The 15,669-nt window shown below is 73.4% G+C and carries 19 protein-coding genes; 4 read left to right on the plus strand and 15 right to left on the minus strand.

Going from position 1 to position 15,669, the window contains the following annotated elements; translation table 11 throughout:
* Positions 1 to 66: 66 nt before the first annotated feature.
* Positions 67 to 1,056: a neutral zinc metallopeptidase gene (locus M3673_RS08895; RefSeq protein ID WP_285839309.1), complete on the plus strand. Its 990-nt coding sequence runs from the start codon at positions 67 to 69 to the stop codon at positions 1,054 to 1,056.
* Positions 1,057 to 1,086: 30 nt separating this feature from the next.
* On the opposite strand, the gene M3673_RS08900 is transcribed toward M3673_RS08895, so the two are convergent.
* The 14 genes from M3673_RS08900 to M3673_RS08965 form a co-directional block, all read right to left on the minus strand.
* Positions 1,087 to 1,995 (minus strand): phosphotransferase, encoded by a 909-nt coding sequence (locus tag M3673_RS08900; RefSeq protein ID WP_251533075.1) that lies wholly within the window; start codon positions 1,993 to 1,995, stop codon positions 1,087 to 1,089.
* A gap of 41 nt (positions 1,996 to 2,036) precedes the next feature.
* Positions 2,037 to 2,585, minus strand: coding sequence for a metallophosphoesterase (locus tag M3673_RS08905; protein ID WP_056904002.1), 549 nt, complete (start codon positions 2,583 to 2,585; stop codon positions 2,037 to 2,039).
* On the minus strand, positions 2,582 to 3,199 hold the full coding sequence (locus M3673_RS08910; protein ID WP_251533076.1) for an acVLRF1 family peptidyl-tRNA hydrolase: 618 nt from the start codon (positions 3,197 to 3,199) through the stop codon (positions 2,582 to 2,584). The genes M3673_RS08905 and M3673_RS08910 overlap by 4 nt, the downstream gene beginning before the upstream one ends.
* A 50-nt stretch (positions 3,200 to 3,249) precedes the next feature.
* Positions 3,250 to 3,810 (minus strand): ASCH domain-containing protein, encoded by a 561-nt coding sequence (locus tag M3673_RS08915; RefSeq protein WP_193660907.1) that lies wholly within the window; start codon positions 3,808 to 3,810, stop codon positions 3,250 to 3,252.
* Between the two features lie 251 nt (positions 3,811 to 4,061).
* On the minus strand, positions 4,062 to 4,451 hold the full coding sequence (locus M3673_RS08920) for a metal-sulfur cluster assembly factor (protein ID WP_056864354.1): 390 nt from the start codon (positions 4,449 to 4,451) through the stop codon (positions 4,062 to 4,064).
* Entirely contained in the window at positions 4,448 to 4,897 is a 450-nt protein-coding gene (gene sufU / locus M3673_RS08925) for a Fe-S cluster assembly sulfur transfer protein SufU (RefSeq protein ID WP_056864353.1), read from the minus strand. Before sufU ends, M3673_RS08920 begins: the two co-directional genes overlap by 4 nt.
* A gap of 64 nt (positions 4,898 to 4,961) precedes the next feature.
* Positions 4,962 to 6,251, minus strand: coding sequence for a cysteine desulfurase (locus tag M3673_RS08930; protein ID WP_056864352.1), 1,290 nt, complete (start codon positions 6,249 to 6,251; stop codon positions 4,962 to 4,964).
* Between the two features lie 2 nt (positions 6,252 to 6,253).
* Entirely contained in the window at positions 6,254 to 7,012 is a 759-nt protein-coding gene (gene sufC / locus M3673_RS08935) for a Fe-S cluster assembly ATPase SufC (RefSeq protein ID WP_056864351.1), read from the minus strand.
* Positions 7,013 to 7,075: 63 nt separating this feature from the next.
* A complete protein-coding gene (locus tag M3673_RS08940; RefSeq protein WP_056864350.1) occupies positions 7,076 to 7,426 on the minus strand; it encodes a non-heme iron oxygenase ferredoxin subunit in 351 nt (116 codons plus the stop codon).
* Positions 7,426 to 8,607, minus strand: a complete 1,182-nt coding sequence (sufD, locus tag M3673_RS08945; protein WP_056864349.1) for a Fe-S cluster assembly protein SufD — start codon at positions 8,605 to 8,607, stop codon at positions 7,426 to 7,428. The genes M3673_RS08940 and sufD overlap by 1 nt, the downstream gene beginning before the upstream one ends.
* 70 nt (positions 8,608 to 8,677) lie before the next feature.
* Positions 8,678 to 10,096, minus strand: a complete 1,419-nt coding sequence (gene sufB, locus M3673_RS08950; protein ID WP_193660910.1) for a Fe-S cluster assembly protein SufB — start codon at positions 10,094 to 10,096, stop codon at positions 8,678 to 8,680.
* Positions 10,093 to 10,866: a metalloregulator ArsR/SmtB family transcription factor gene (locus tag M3673_RS08955; protein ID WP_251533077.1), complete on the minus strand. Its 774-nt coding sequence runs from the start codon at positions 10,864 to 10,866 to the stop codon at positions 10,093 to 10,095. Before M3673_RS08955 ends, sufB begins: the two co-directional genes overlap by 4 nt.
* A gap of 48 nt (positions 10,867 to 10,914) precedes the next feature.
* A complete protein-coding gene (locus M3673_RS08960; RefSeq protein WP_251533079.1) occupies positions 10,915 to 11,325 on the minus strand; it encodes a hypothetical protein in 411 nt (136 codons plus the stop codon).
* Between the two features lies 1 nt (position 11,326).
* Positions 11,327 to 11,692, minus strand: a complete 366-nt coding sequence (locus M3673_RS08965) for a hypothetical protein (protein WP_056864345.1) — start codon at positions 11,690 to 11,692, stop codon at positions 11,327 to 11,329.
* 147 nt (positions 11,693 to 11,839) lie between these two features.
* On the opposite strand from M3673_RS08965, the gene M3673_RS08970 reads away from it, so the two are divergent.
* From M3673_RS08970 to M3673_RS08980, 3 genes are read left to right on the plus strand one after another with little or no spacing between them, the layout of a single operon-like run.
* The gene (locus M3673_RS08970) at positions 11,840 to 12,736 is read left to right on the plus strand and encodes an ABC transporter ATP-binding protein (RefSeq protein ID WP_193661532.1); all 897 of its coding nucleotides are present in this window, start codon (positions 11,840 to 11,842) and stop codon (positions 12,734 to 12,736) included.
* Positions 12,733 to 13,551 carry an ABC transporter permease gene (locus M3673_RS08975; protein WP_251533083.1) on the plus strand — a complete coding sequence of 273 codons (819 nt, stop codon included), beginning with the start codon at positions 12,733 to 12,735 and terminating at the stop codon, positions 13,549 to 13,551. Before M3673_RS08970 ends, M3673_RS08975 begins: the two co-directional genes overlap by 4 nt.
* The gene (locus M3673_RS08980; protein WP_193660915.1) at positions 13,548 to 14,486 is read left to right on the plus strand and encodes a heme A synthase; all 939 of its coding nucleotides are present in this window, start codon (positions 13,548 to 13,550) and stop codon (positions 14,484 to 14,486) included. The genes M3673_RS08975 and M3673_RS08980 overlap by 4 nt, the downstream gene beginning before the upstream one ends.
* A gap of 200 nt (positions 14,487 to 14,686) precedes the next feature.
* On the opposite strand, the gene M3673_RS08985 is transcribed toward M3673_RS08980, so the two are convergent.
* On the minus strand, positions 14,687 to 15,658 hold the full coding sequence (locus M3673_RS08985; RefSeq protein ID WP_251533085.1) for a heme o synthase: 972 nt from the start codon (positions 15,656 to 15,658) through the stop codon (positions 14,687 to 14,689).
* Positions 15,659 to 15,669: the final 11 nt, after the last annotated feature.

Here is a 15,669-nt window from a genome sequence, read left to right on the forward strand (position 1 = left end):
CGCGCGCGGGCCGTCCCGACCACCAGCGCCTCCGCCCGGGGTGCGATGCGACACAGGAGCCCCGCCATGCGCTTCAACCCCAAGGCCCGTCTCGACACCGGACGCACGCGCGACCGCGGCCGCGGTCGTGCGTCCCGCTCCGGAGGACCGCTCGGCGGCGCGCTGGGCGGCGGGGGCGGCGGGGGCGGCGGGGGCGGCGCCTTGCCCGGGGGCCTGCCGGGCGGGCTGGTCGGGGGCGGCGGGATCGGCGCCGTGGTGCTGGTGGTGCTCGTCCTGGTGCTGACCCAGTGCGTCGGGGGCGGGGGGTCCGACCCGGGCGGTGCGGGCTCCTCGGCGTACGACACGAGCCGGATGGACGCCGGCACCGACCGCTACGCCGGGTGCGAGACCGGGGAGGACGCCAACGCCTCCGCCGACTGCGCCCGCGTGGCGGTGGAGAACTCCCTCACCGACTTCTGGGCCGACGAGCTCGGCTCGCGGTTCCGTGCCGAGCAGGCGCTGGTGACCTTCACCGGGTCGGTCGCGACCGACGGCTGCGGCGAGGCGACCTCGGCCGTGGGGCCGTTCTACTGCCCGCCCGACGAGACGATCTACCTCGACACCGCCTTCTTCGACCAGGTGCTCGAGGACCAGCTCGGCGGACCCGACGGCGGTTTCGTGGAGCCCTACGTGCTGGCTCACGAGTACGGCCACCACGTCCAGAACCTGCTGGGCACGATGGGACGGGTCCGCACTCAGGAGGGCCCGCGGTCGGACTCGGTGCGACTGGAGCTCCAGGCCGACTGCTACGCCGGCATGTGGGCGCACGCGGCCACGACGACCGAGGACTCCTCCGGGCAGGTGCTGGTCGCGGAGCTCACCGACGACGACATCCGCCAGGCCCTCGGCGCGGCCGCCGCGGTCGGCGACGACCGGATCCAGCAGCAGGCCCAGGGCACCGTCGACGAGGAGAGCTGGACCCACGGCTCGTCGGCCTCACGGCAGCGCTGGTTCGGGGTCGGCTACGCCGGCGGGACGCTGGAGGACTGCGACACCTTCGCCACCGACGACCTCTGAGGGCCTCCGGCGGCTCCGTGGGCGCCGCCGTCAGTGCTGGAGGAGCGCCTCGACCAGGGGGAACTGGCGCTGGAGGGCGCGCAGGTGGGGTGCGACGGCGGGGTGGCGGTACTTGCCGGCCAGGGCGCCCTCTCCCCCGGCCACGCGCGCCAGCGCCCACTCGGCGCGGCTGAGCGCGGTGAAGACCGCGGTCACCCGAGCACCGAGCGCCGCCTGGTCGCGGGTCGCGACCCCCGCGGGGAGCCCGAGCAGGTAGGCGTCGAGCAGGGGCTCGAACTCCTCGCGCGCCGAGAGCGCGTAGTAGCCGAGGTCGGCACCGACCGCCCCGCGGCCGAGGCTGCCCCAGTCGATGGCGACCACCTCGTCGCCGGCTCGGCCCGGCAGGTTGGCCGGTGTCGGGTCGCCGTGCTGGGCGACCTGCGGCAGCGCGTCGACGGCGTCGAGGAACACCACCCGCCGCCGCCACAGGTGGTCGGCCACGTCGGCGACGGTCGTGCGGGCCAGCGTCGGCCAGCCGCCGCGGCGCTCGGTGCGGCGCAGCCGGTCGCGCAGCTGGTCGCGGGCCAGCCACGGCAGGTCGGGGAGGTCGGCCCCGGCGAAGCGGCCCATGGCGTGCGCGGCGAAGAGCCCGTTGACGGCGGCGTCCTCGACCCACTCCCGCACCAGGGTGATGCCGTCGGGGTCCTCCTCCACGTCGCAGACCGCGGGGGGTCGCAGGCCCGGAGCACGGTCCACCACGAGCGCGCCGGCCACGTCGGCGTCGCGGCGCCAGTACGCGAAGTGGTGGGGGTCCGACAGCTCCGGCGGGTCGTCGCCGACGGGCGCGGCGAGCCGCTTCACCACCACCGGCTGGTCGCCGCGGACCGCGCGCCACGCCCCCACGGTGGAGGCGCCGGAGCCTCCGGGGAGCGGGTGCCAGCCGGGCTCGGGCTGCCACATGCTGGGGAGACTAGGGCCTGCGGGGCCGGGAGGACGGCAGATCAGGCGCGGCGCGCGGGTGCACGCGGGGACCGACCCGACGGCACCCGTGGTGGCAGCCGGTGCAGCACGACGTCGTGGACCTCCCCCGCGGCGACGGTGGCGGTCACGTAGGTGCAGTGCGGCTGGCGGCGCCGGTCGGTGGGCGACCCGGGGTTGAGCAACCGCATGCCACCCTCGGTGACGCTGTCCCACGGCACGTGGCTGTGGCCGAAGACCAGCAGGTCGGTGTCGGGGTGGGCCAGGTCGCAGCGCCGCTCCCGGCCGCGCGCGTCGCCGGTCTCGTGCACCACCTCGAGGCGCAGGCCCTCGACCTCGACCCGCGCCACCTCGGGCAGCCGGGCCCGCAGGGCGGGGCCGTCGTTGTTGCCCCAGACGCCCACCAGTCGGGTGCTCCGCTCTTCCAGCTCGTCGAGCAGGCCGACCTCCACCCAGTCGCCGGCGTGCACGACCAGGTCGGCCCGCGCGACCGCGTCCCACAGCTCCTCGGGCAGCGCCCTGGCCCGCTTCGGCAGGTGGGTGTCGGCGAGCAGCAGCAGCCGGGTGCTCATGTCGCCTCCCCCGGCTCGGCGCCCGCGTTGACCACCGTGACCCGCACGGCCGCCGCGTCGCGCGCCGCCTGCTCGAGCACGGCCCGCCGGGGGTCGGGCACCGGCAGCCACGGCTCGACCGGCACGAGTCGACGCAGGCGGGGGTCGGCGAGCACCTCCTCGACCGCCGTGCGGTCGCCGCCGCCCACGAGCGGACCGCGCAGGTCGCCGAGCAGCCGGGCCGCGTGGTCGGCGGCGGCCTCGTAGGCCTGACGGGCCTGGTTGTCACGGCGGCGTGCGAAGCGCTGCTGGCTCTGTCCGCCGGCCTTGGTGCGGCCCTGCACGTGCCGCTGACCGACCTTGGAGGCCACCGTGGCCCCGCCGCTCAGCCGGGCCACCGCGAAGCCGCCCTTGCGCACCAGCAGCAGGCCCCAGTCGTCGGGCGTCGTGGCCCCGGCCGCGAAGGCGACCGGGTCGGGCAGGCCGGCGTACGCCGCGTCGAAGGGCAGTCGGGCCGTGAAGGTGGAGGAGTCCTCCGCCGCCCCGGTGAGCGCGCCTCCTGCCACCGCGAGGGCCGTCGCGCCGTGGCGGGCGCGGAAGTTGACCACCCAGCGCTCGAGCCGGGAGGGCGGCACCAGGACCGTCTCCGCCCCGGCGCCGCGCGCCCCGGCGGCGCCCGGGCCGCTCACCGGCCGCCGGGGCCGTCGGGCTCTGCCCAGACCACCCGCAGCCGCTCGAGCACCACCGGCATGGAGGGGTCGAAGCCGCGCCCGGGGCCGGCGGTCTCGGCGAAGAAGCGCTCGTGCACCTCGCGCCAGTGGGCGAGGCTGCGGTCGCCCTCGCCCTCGAGGCGGGCGTGCTCGGCGTCGACGCGGTCGAAGGCGACGACCTCCACCGCGGTGGTCTCCACCAGCGCCCGCGGACGACCGCGACCGTCGAGGAGGATGCCGAGCTGACCCGGTCGGGGCAGCGGCTCCTCGCCGTACTCCTCGGCCGCGCTGGCCGTGGCCGTCTTGGTGCCGTCGAGCACCAGGGCCAGCAGGGCGTCGGCCTGCTCCGGGGTGGACCCGAAGGACCACGCCGGCGGCGGCACCACCTCCAGGGTGGTGGGGCCGAAGTAGGTCGGCGCGACGTTGAGCCGGGCGTGGACCCGGGCGCGCTCCCAGAAGGCGCGCACCTCGGGGTGGTCGGGCACGAACCCCTCGGTGCTAGGCGGCAGGGCCTCGGGGTCGTCGGTGCCGGTCATGTCCGGAGCCTACGCAGGCGGCCCGTCGGCCCGTCGGCCGCTCGGCAATTGCGCCACGTCAGCAGCCCACGAGCCCCGCACCCGTCCCGGACCACGCAAACTCCCCCGCCGACCCCACCGGACCTCAGCAATTGCGCCGCTTCAGCAGCCCACGAGCCCCGCGCCCGTCCCGGACAGCGCAAACCCCGCCACCCGACCGTAGCGGCCCTCGGTGAGGGCGCGGGGTCGAGGGCGGGGCCCCGGCGCTCGGCTCAGACGTTGAAGCCGAGGGCGCGCAGCTGCTCGCGGCCGTCGGGGGTGATCTTGTCGGGGCCCCACGGCGGCATCCAGACCCAGTTGATGGCCACGTCGTTGACCAGGCCCTCGAGGGCGGAGTCGGTCTGGTCGGAGATGACGTCGGTCAGCGGGCAGGCCGCCGAGGTCAGCGTCATGTCGATGACCAGGTTGCTGCGCTCGTCGAGGTGCAGGTCGTAGACGAGGCCGAGGTCGACGACGTTGATGCCGAGCTCGGGGTCGACGACGTCCTTCATCGCCTCGTAGACGTCGTCCTTGCTGACCGTCGAGGTGCCGACGCCGCCGGCGGCGGCCTCCGGCACGTCGGGGAGGTCGGCGTGGTCGGGGGTGGGCGAGGTCTCGGTCATGGGGTCTCCTCCAGGGAACGGGTCGTGGCGTCCTTCCAGGCCATCCACGACAGCAGGGCACACTTCACGCGCGCGGGGAACTTGGCGACACCGGCGAAGGCGATGCCGTCCTCGAGGACCTCCTCGTCGGGCTCCACGGTGCCCTTGCCCTGCATCAGGGCGAGGAACTCCTCGTGGACCGCCATCGCCTCGGCGACCGGCTTGCCGATGACGAGGTCGGTCATCACCGAGGCCGAGGCCTGCGAGATCGAGCAGCCCACCGAGTCGTAGGAGACGTCGGCGACGACCCCGTCGGCGACGTGCACGCGCAGGGTCACCTCGTCGCCGCAGGTCGGGTTGACGTGGTGGACCTCGGCCTCGTAGGGGTCGCGCAGTCCCTTGTGGTGCGGGTTCTTGTAGTGGTCCAGGATGATCTCCTGGTACAGCGAGTCGAGCTCGGCACTCATCGGGCCGCCTCCCTCCGGGGTCGGTGTGGGGTGATCGGGTCGGGGTCGTGCGGGTGGTGCGGGCTCAGAGCTTGAAGTAGCTGCGCGTGTAGTGCAGCGCCTCCACGAGCGCGTCGATCTCCGTCGGCGTCGTGTAGAGGTACGACGACATGCGCGTGGAGCTCTGCACACCGAAGCGGGCGTGCGCGGGTCGCGCACAGTGGTGGCCGGCCCGCACGGCGATGCCGCGCACGTCGAGCACCTGCGCGACGTCGTGGGGGTGGACCCCGTCGATCTCGAAGGAGATCGCGCCGCCGCGCTCGCGGGCGTCGAGCGGGCCCAGCACCCGCAGACCGGGCACCGTGGCCAGGCCCTCGAGGGCGTAGCCGGTCAGCGCCTGCTCGTGGGCGTGCACCGCGTCGAGACCTACGGCCGAGAGGTAGTCGACGGCCGCGCCCAGGCCCACGGCCTCGACGATCGGCGGGGTGCCGGCCTCGAACTTGTGCGGGATCCCGGCGTAGGTCGAGGACTCCATGCGCACGGTCTCGATCATCTCGCCACCGCCGAGGAACGGCGGGAGCGCCTCGAGCACCGCGCGGGCACCCCAGAGCACGCCGATCCCGGTGGGCCCGACGACCTTGTGGCCGGTGAAGGCCAGGAAGTCGGGCCGCTCGTCCTCGGGCATGGCGGCGAGGTCGATCGGCAGCTGCGGGGCGGCCTGGGAGGCGTCGACCACGACGAGGGCGCCGACCTCGTGGGCGCGCTTGGTGATCGCCGCGACCGGGTTGACGGTGCCGAGCATGTTCGACACCCAGGTGAGCGAGACGACCTTGGTGCGCTCGGTGATGAGGTCGTCCACGGCCGAGAGGTCGAGGTGGCCCTCGTCGGTCAGCCCGAACCAGCGCAGCGTCGCGCCCGTGCGCTGGGTGAGCAGCTGCCACGGCACGATGTTGGAGTGGTGCTCCATCTCGGTGATGACAATCTCGTCGCCCTCGCCCACCTCGAGCGGGCCACGGGCCCACGCGAGGGTGTTGGCCACCAGGTTGAGCGCCTCGGAGGCGTTCTTGGTGAAGAGCACCTCGTCACGGCTGGGAGCGCCGATGAACGCCGCCACCTTGTCGCGGGCCGCCTCGAAGGCCTCCGAGGACTCCGCGCCCAACTGGTGCATGGCGCGGGCGACGTTGGCGTTGTGCCGCTCGAGGTGGTCGACCATCGCGTCGATCACGCACTGCGGCTTCTGCGAGGTGTTGGCGCTGTCGAGGTAGACCAGCGGCTGGCCGTCGGCCAGGGTCCGCGACAGGATCGGGAAGTCGGCGCGGATCACCTCCAGCTCGGGCAGGAGGCCGTCGAGGCGCGCCGTGGTCTGGCTCGACATGGTCAGACCGCCGCCTTGACGTACTTGTCGTAGCCCTCGGCCTCGAGCTGGTCGGCCAGCTCCGGGCCGCCCTGGTCGGCGACCTTGCCGTCGACGAAGACGTGCACGTAGTCGGGGGTGATGTAGCGCAGGATGCGGGTGTAGTGCGTGATCAGCAGCACGCCCTTGCCCTCCTGCTCACGGAAGCGGTTGACGCCCTCCGAGACGATCTTGAGCGCGTCGATGTCGAGGCCGGAGTCGGTCTCGTCGAGCACGGCGACCTTGGGGGCCAGCAGCTCGAGCTGGGCGATCTCGTGGCGCTTCTTCTCGCCGCCGGAGAAGCCCTCGTTGACCGAGCGGGTGCCGAAGGACGGGTCGAGGTTGAGCCGCTCGAGGGCGCCGTTGACGTCCTTCACCCAGGTGCGCAGCTTGGGGGCCTCGCCGTCGATGGCGGTCTTGGCGGTGCGCAGGAAGTTCGACACCGAGACGCCGGGCACCTCCACGGGGTACTGCATGGCCAGGAAGAGTCCGGCGCGGGCGCGCTCGTCGACGCTCATGGCCAGGACGTCCTCGCCGTCGAGGGTCACGGTGCCGCCGGTGACGGTGTACTTGGGGTGCCCGGCGATCGAGTAGGCCAGGGTCGACTTGCCCGAGCCGTTGGGGCCCATGATCGCGTGGGTCTCGTTGTCGCCGATGGTCAGCGTGACGCCCTTGAGGATCTCCTTGGGCCCGTCCTCGGTGTCGACCGAGACGTGCAGGTCCTTGATCTCCAGCGTGCTCATGTGTGGTCCTTCTCCTGGTGGGGTGGCTCGGAGGAGCCGGGTCGGAAGTGGTGGGGTGCCGGCTCAGGCCGGCTTGACGCCGTTCAGCGTCGTCGTGACGTCGACGTGCACCTCACCGTCGCGGACCTCCACCGGGAAGGTCGCGACGGGCTCGGTGGCCGGGAAGCCGGTGGGCTTGCCGGTGCGCAGGTCGAAGCGGGAGCCGTGCAGCCAGCACTCGATCTGGCACTGCCCGCCGGCGCCCGGGGCGACCTCGCCCTCGCTCAGCGCGACGGCGGCGTGGGAGCAGAGGTCCTGCAGGGCGAAGACCTCCTCGCCCTCGCGGGCCAGCGCCACGTCGACACCGTCGACGGTGGCGGCGAAGCCCTCGTCGGTCGGGATCTCGTCGAGCGCGCAGGCGCGGGTGAAGCCCATCAGGACAGCTCCTGCAGGACGTTCTTCGACAGCTCCTCCTCGACGGTGGCGAGGAGCTTCTCCTCCACCGAGGGCACGCCGACCTTGCGGACGAGGTCGTTGAAGAAGCCGTGCACCACCAGGCGGCGCGCCTCCGGCTCGGAGATGCCGCGCGAGCGCAGGTAGAACAGCTGCTCGTCGTCGAAGCGGCCGACGGCCGAGGCGTGGCCCGCGCCCTCGATCTCGCCGGTCTCGATCTCGAGGTTCGGCACGGAGTCGGCCTGGCAGCCGTCGGTGAGCACCAGGTTGCGGTTCTCCTCGTAGGTCTCGATGCCCTCGGCGACCTTGCGGATGAGGACGTTGCCGATCCACACCGCGTGCGCGCCCTCGCCCTGCAGGGCGCCCTTGTAGACCACGTTGCTCTTGGTCTTCGGGGCGTTGTGGTCGGCGAACAGGCGGTGCTCGAGGTGCTGGCCGGCGTCGGCGAAGTAGAGACCGAGCAGCTCGGCGTCGCCGCCGGGGCCGTCGTACTCGACGTTGGCGTGCAGGCGCACCAGGTCGCCGCCGAAGGAGACCGCGGTGTGGCGCACGGTGGCGTCACGACCGACGCGGATGGCGTCGCGGCCGAGGTGGACCGCGTCGTCGTCCCAGTCCTGGAGGGTCAGCACGTTGACCTGGGCGCCCTCGCCCACGAGCACCGAGGTCGTGGCGGAGTAACGCGCGGAGCCGGTGTGGGTGAGCACCACCGTGGCCTTGGCGTAAGCGCCGACGCGGATCACCAGGTGGCCCCAGACCAGCTGGTCGGCCGACTCGCCGTGCAGGTCGATCAGCACGGGTCCGTCGGTCTCCAGCTCGGCCGGCACGTCGACGAGCGTGGCCCCGCCGGCGAGCTCGACGGCCAGCGCCGAGGGCCGGTCGTTGGGCGCCAGCTCACCGAGCGCACGGGCCTCGGCGGTGCTGATCGTGCTCACGGTGACGCCGTCGGGCAGCGTGGTGTCCCACGTCAGGCGGTCGTCGGAGGGCGTGCCCTCGAGCACCCCGCGCAGCCGCTTGAGCGGCGTGAAGCGCCAGATCTCCTCGCGCCCGGTGGGCACCGGGTGGTCGGCGAGGTCGTAGGACGCGGGCGGGTTGAGGTGGCTGACCACCTGGTCGGCCTCGAGGGCGGATGCCACGCTCTCGCGGGCAGCATCGGTCACAGTCACGAAAAGTGTCTTCCTGGTGCTGGTGGGTACGTCGGTCGCTGCGGCTGCGCAGGGAGTGGGTGGGGCCGGCTCAGCCGACCGCGCCCTCCATCTGCAGCTCGATGAGGCGGTTGAGCTCGAGGGCGTACTCCATCGGCAGCTCCTTGGCGATCGGCTCGACGAAGCCGCGCACGATCATGGCCATGGCCTCGTCCTGCTCCATGCCGCGGCTCATCAGGTAGAAGAGCTGGTCGTCGGAGACCTTGGAGACGCTGGCCTCGTGGCCCATCGAGACGTCGTCCTCGCGGATGTCGACGTAGGGGTAGGTGTCGGAGCGGCTGACCTGGTCGACCAGCAGCGCGTCGCACAGCACGTTGGACTTCGAGCCGTGGGCGCCCTCGTTGACCTGGATCAGGCCGCGGTAGGAGGTCCGGCCGCCGCCGCGGGCCACCGACTTCGACAGGATCGAGGAGGAGGTGTGCGGGGCGGCGTGCACCATCTTGGCGCCGGCGTCCTGGTGCTGGCCCTCGCCGGCGAAGGCGATCGACAGCGTCTCGCCCTTCGCGTGCTCGCCCATGAGGTAGATGGCGGGGTACTTCATCGTCACCTTGGAGCCGATGTTGCCGTCGACCCACTCCATGGTCGCGCCGGCCTCGCAGGTGGCGCGCTTGGTGACGAGGTTGTAGACGTTGTTCGACCAGTTCTGGATGGTCGTGTAGCGGCAGCGGCCGCCCTTCTTGACGATGATCTCCACGACCGCGGAGTGCAGCGAGTCGGAGGAGTAGATCGGCGCGGTGCAGCCCTCGACGTAGTGCACGTAGGCGTCCTCGTCGACGATGATCAGCGTGCGCTCGAACTGGCCCATGTTCTCGGTGTTGATGCGGAAGTAGGCCTGGAGCGGGATGTCCACGTGGACGCCCTTGGGCACGTAGATGAACGAGCCGCCCGACCACACCGAGGTGTTGAGCGCGGCGAACTTGTTGTCGCCGACCGGGATCACGGTGCCGAAGTACTCCTGGAAGAGCTCCGGGTGCTCCTTGAGCGCGGTGTCGGTGTCGAGGAAGAGCACGCCCTGCTCCTCGAGGTCCTCGCGGATCGAGTGGTAGACGACCTCCGACTCGTACTGCGCGGCCACGCCGGAGACCAGGCGCTGCTTCTCCGCCTCCGGGATGCCGAGCTTGTCGTAGGTGTTCTTGATGTCCTCGGGGAGGTCGTCCCAGGTCGCGGCCTGCTTCTCCGAGGAGCGCACGAAGTACTTGATGTTGTCGAAGTCGATGCCCGACAGGTCCGAGCCCCAGCTCGGCATCGGCTTGCGGCCGAAGAGCTTGAGGCCCTTGAGGCGCAGGTCGAGCATCCACTGCGGCTCGCTCTTCTTGGAGGAGATGTCGCGCACGACCTCCTCGGAGAGGCCGCGCTTGGCGGTGGCGCCGGCGACGTCGGAGTCGGCCCAGCCGAAGTCGTAGCGGCCGATGCCCTCGAGCTCGGGGTTGCGCTCGTCGATGGTCGTCATGAGCTGACCTGCTCCTTCTTGGTTGCGGACTGCTGGCTGGTGGTGCGCGCGAGGCCGGAGGCCTGCTGCTGGTCTGGGTCCTGCGGGTCGTGCTGCTGCGGGAGGTCGGGGATGCAGGTGGTGCAGACCCCGTCGCCGTGGGCGATGGTGGCCAGGCGCTGCACGTGGCGGTCGAGCACGCGGCCGATGGCCGCGGTCTCCGCCTCGCACAGCTGGGGGAACTCGTGGGCCACGTGGCTCACCGGGCAGTGCTGCTGGCACAGCTGCTCCCCCACCGGCACGTCGCGCACGGCGGCGGCGTAGCCCTCCTCCGAGAGCACCCGGGCGAGCACCTGCGCGGGGCTGAGCTCGGGGTGGGCGGCCTCGACGACGCCGAAGCGCTCCTCGATGAAGCCCACCCGGCGCTCGGCGAACTCGCGCACGGCGTCATCGCCCCCGGTCTCGGACAGGAAGCGCAGGGCCTGGACGGCGAGGTCGTCGTACTGCTGGTCGAAGCCCTCGCGGCCCCGCTCGGTCAGCACGAAGGCCCGGGCGGGTCGGCCCCGGCCCCGGGTGGCGGTGCGGGCCTCGCGCGACTCCACCGCGCCCTCCTCGACCAGCTGGTCGAGGTGGCGGCGCACGGCGGCCGGCGTCAGGTCGAGCCGCTCCGCGAGCGCCACGGCGGTGGAGGCGCCGTTGACGAGGATCGACCGCGCGACGCGCTGACGCGTCGTCTGGTCCCCGCCGCGCGGCTGGTCGCCGCTGCGCAGGGAGGTCTCGTCGAATTCCACAACGCCAGTGTGCCGTTAATGCCGGAGGCCGTTCAAGGAAGGCGACCCTTACCTGCCGGGGTGCGCCCCCGGGCGGGTGCGGCGCAGCCACCACAGCCCCACGAACGGCAGCACGAGGGGCAGGAAGCCGTAGCCCTGGCCGAAGTGCGACCAGACCGTCCGGTCGGGGAAGAGGTCGGTGGCGACCAGGCTCAGCGCCCCGACGGCGACGACCCCGGCCGCCTCGACCGAGCAGGCCACCACGGCCACCCGCCACGCACGGGCGCCGCCCACGACCAGGCAGGTCGTGGCCAGCACGTAGAGCACAGCGGCCAGCAGCGAGAGCGAGTACGCCAGGGGCGCGCGGCCCGGCTCGGTGGCCAGCTGCAGCACCGAGCGCCCCGTGGCGGCGACGGCGAAGACGGCGTAGACCGCGACCAGCACGCGACCGGCGCCGGAGGAGAGCGCGGGGTCGCGCACCTCAGGCCCCCGCCCAGATCGAGACCAGGCGGAGCTGGAGGGCGAGCACCGTGAGCACCGTCACCAGCACCACCGCCCCGCCCACGCGGGTCTTGTCGGCGAGGGCCCAGAAGGCCCCGATCGGCAGCGCGAGCAGGTTGGTGACCAGGTAGGCGACGAAGGTGACGCCCTCGACGTCGCGCTCCGTGCCGGCCAGGGCCACCGACCCGGTGACCAGCTGCACCAGCAGGGCCAGCTCCAGGAGCGCGATCAGGCCGAAGAGCAGGTCGCTGTGGCGCACGGCGACGTCGCGCACCACGAGCACGACGGCCAGGACGGCGACGGCGAGGCCGAGGACGACCACCGCACCGAGGACGAAGGGGTTCACGGACGGCAACGGTAGGGCACCGCCGCACGCACCCCGCCGCGGCGAGGCGACCTCGCCTCGTCGCCACGGGGTGCGGCTTCCTAGACTGGGGGCGTGCCCGCCGCCGATCCGCTCGACGCCCCCGCCGTCGAGGTCGACGGCCTGGTGATGCGCTACGGCGACAAGACCGCCGTCGACTCCCTCTCGCTGCGCGTGCCGCGGGGCTCCGTCACCGCCGTGCTCGGCCCCAACGGCGCCGGGAAGACGACCACGCTGGAGACCTGCGAGGGCTACCGGCGGCCGCAGGCCGGCACCGTGCGGGTGCTGGGGCTCGACCCGGTGCGCGACCGACGCGAGCTGCTCCCCCGCATCGGGGTCATGCTCCAGGGCGGCGGCGCGTGGAGCGGGGTGCGGGCCATGGAGATGCTGCGCCACGTCGCGGCGCTGCACGCCCACCCGCTCGACCCCGCGCTCCTCTCGGAGCGTCTCGGCCTCGGTGAGTGCGGGCGCACCCCCTACCGCCGCCTCTCGGGCGGTCAGCAGCAGCGTCTCGGCCTCGCGCTGGCCCTGGTCGGGCGGCCCGAGCTGGTCTTCGTCGACGAGCCGACGGCCGGCATGGACCCCGCCGTGCGTCGCTCCGTGTGGGACCTGCTGGAGGAGCTGCGCGGCGACGGCGTGACCGTCGTCCTCACCACCCACTACATGGAGGAGGCCGAGCGGCTCGCCGACCTCGTCCACATCATCGACCACGGCCGCCTCGTCGTCTCCGGCTCCCCGCTGGAGCTCACGCGGGGCGGCGCGGTCTCGACGATCCGGCTCGTGGTGACCCGCCCCTTCCCCCCGGGGGCCCCCGAGTCGCTCACCGCCGCCCTCGGTCCGGGCACCGAGGTGCGGCTGCTCGACTCCCTCAGCCTCCAGGTCACCGGGCCGGCCGACGCCTCCACGCTGGCCCGGGTGTCACGCTGGTGCGAGGACAACGCGGTGCTGCCGGAGTCGCTGACCCTCGGCACCCGCACGCTCGAGGACGTCTTCCTCGACCTCACCGGACGGGAGCTGACGCCATGAGCGCCACCCAGCGGGCCGTGCCCGCCGCCACGGGCACCTTCGTGCCCCGGCCGGGCGCCGCTCCCCTGGGCCGGCAGGTGCTCGCCCAGGCGCGCATGGAGGCCCGGCTCACGCTGCGCAACGGCGAGCAGCTGCTGCTGGCCGTCGTCATCCCGGTCATCGTGCTCATCGGCGGCGTCCTGGCCGCCGACCGCGTCGGGCTGGACCTCGAGGCCACGCCCGTCGACGTGTTCACCCCCGGGGTGCTGGCGCTGGCCGTCATGTCGACCGCCTTCACCTCGCTGGCCATCGCCACCGGCTTCGAGCGGCGCTACGGCGTGATCAAGCGCCTCGGCACCTCGCCCCTGCCGCGCTCGGGCCTGCTGGCCGGCAAGGTGCTCGCCCTGCTCCTCGTCGAGGTGCTCCAGGTCGCGGTGATCGCCGCGGTCGCCCTGGCCCTCGGCTGGCGCCCCGTGCCCGGCGCCGACGGCTCCGCGCTCGGCGCCGTCACCGCCAGCGTGCTCGCCGTGGTGCTCGGCACCGCGGCCTTCGCCTCCCTCGGCCTCTTCGTGGCCGGGGTGCTGCGGGCGGAGGCGACCCTGGCCGCCGCCAACCTCGTCTACCTGCTCCTCATGGCCGGCGGCGCCGTCGTCCTGCCCGCCTCGGCGTACGGCGGGTTCGGCGAGGTCGTCGGCTGGCTGCCCTCCGGGGCCCTCGGCGGCGCCATGCGCGACGCCCTCATCGACGGCCAGGTCGCCTGGCCGGCCCTCCTGGTGCTCGCGGCGTGGACCGTCGTCGGCACCGTCGCGACCGCAAGGACGTTCACGTGGGAATGACCGAGTCCTCCGCCCGCCCCTCCGGCCTGGGGCGCTACGTGCGACCCCTGGGCTGGGCCTCGCTGGTGGCCAACGCCGTGCTGGTGGTCACCGGCGCGGCCGTGCGGCTGACGGCCTCGGGGCTGGGCTGCCCCACCTGGCCCGAGTGCTTCGAGGGGTCCTACACCCCCCACGGCGAGCTGACGCTGCACGCCGCGATCGAGTTCGGCAACCGGCTGCTGACCTTCGTGCTCGCCGCGATCGCCGTGGCGACCTTCGTGGCCGCCGTGCAGAGCGGCGACCGCCGGCTGCGCAACCTCGCGCTGCTCATGGGCCTGGGCATCCCGCTGCAGGCCGTGATCGGCGGCGTCACCGTGCTGACCGGGCTCAACCCGTGGGTCGTCTCGCTGCACCTGCTGCTCTCGCTGGCCATCGTGTGCCTCTCGGTCCGGTTCCTGCAGGTCGTCGACGGGGTCGGCCCCGCCGTCCGCGGGCCCGTGGTCGCGCTGGCCTGGGCGACCTTCGCCGCGGCCTGGGCCGTGCTCTACGTCGGCACCGTCGTCACCGGGTCCGGGCCCCACGCCGGCGACCTCGACGCGAAGCGCAACGGCCTCGACCCCGAGTCGGTCAGCCAGCTCCACGCCGACAGCGTCTTCCTGCTCCTCGGCCTCACCATCGGCCTGCTCTTCGCCGTCCACGCCACCGGCGCGCCCCGACGCACCCGCCGTGCGGTGGCGCTGCTGCTCGTGATCGAGCTGGCGCAGGGGCTCATCGGCTTCGTGCAGTACTTCACCGACCTGCCCGTCGTGCTCGTGGCCTTCCACGTGCTCGGCTCGGCCCTCATCGCGGCCTCCGTCACCTGGGCCCTGCTGACCGTGCGGCACCCGCACCCCGTGGCCCTCGGCGCCGACCTCGGCTCCGACGACCTGCGCGAGCCGGTCGGCTCCGGCCGCTGATCGTCGCGCACGACGGCCCGCCCGCCGCGGCCGTGGCGGTCGACCTCGTCCCGCGACGGGACGTGGCGTGGTGCGCGCGACCGGGTGCTGGCCGGCGACGTCCAGCACGCGACGACGACCTGCGCAGTGGGCCCGCGGTGGCCCCATAGCGGTCGACGCGTCCCGAGGGGCCGCGCCGGCGGGCCCCGGTCGGGGAGCCCTCAGAAACTGAGCAGCGGGTCGAGCGCGACGGCCACGAAGAGCAGCGAGAGGTAGAGGTTCGAGGAGTGGAACAGCCGCATCGGCTGGATCACGCTCAGGTCCTCGGTGCCGCGGGTGCGACCCCACATGCGGTGGGCCTCGAGCAGGAAGACCGCGCCGAGCACGGCGGCCGCGGCCGGGTAGAACGGGCCCGTGCCGGCCACGGGCCACAGCAGCAGCGAGGTGGCGACCATGACCCAGCTGTAGAGCACGATCTGGCGGCCGACCTCACGGGCCGGCTTGACCACCGGCAGCATCGGGACGTCGACGTGGGCGTAGTCCTCGCGGTAGCGCAGGGCCAGCGCCCAGGTGTGGGGCGGGGTCCAGAAGAAGACGACCATGAAGAGCACGACCGGCGTCCACGACAGCGACCCGGTCACAGCGGTCCAGCCGATGAGGGTCGGGAAGCACCCCGCGATGCCGCCCCAGACGATGTTCTGGGTCGTGCGCCGCTTGAGCAGCATGGTGTAGCCGAAGACGTAGAACGCGATGGCGGTCACCGACAGCAGCGCCGAGAGCGCGTTGACCCCGAGGTAGAGGATCACGGTCGACAGCACGCCGAGCACGGTGCCGAACACCAGCGCCGAGCGCGGGGTCACGATGTGACGGGGCAGCGCGCGGCGGCGGGTGCGGCGCATCTGCTCGTCGATGTCGCGGTCGTAGACACAGTTGAAGACCGAGGCCGAGCCGGCCGAGAAGGTGCCGCCCAGGACGGTCCAGACGACCAGTCCCAGCTCCGGCACGCCGCGGGCGGCGTAGAACATCACCGGCACGGTGGTCAGCAGCAGCAGCTCGATCACCCGGGGCTTGGTGAGACTGACGTACGCCGCCACCACGTCCCGCCAGGTCGCGCGGCCGTCGGGGGCCGCGCCGCCGGCGGGGTCTGCGCCCTGCTGCCCTGCGGCAGAGGCCGACTGGCCGACATGCGTCACGGAGGTCCTCG

Source organism: Nocardioides sp. P86 (assembly GCF_023712465.1).
Lineage (GTDB): Bacteria > Actinomycetota > Actinomycetes > Propionibacteriales > Nocardioidaceae > Nocardioides > Nocardioides kribbensis.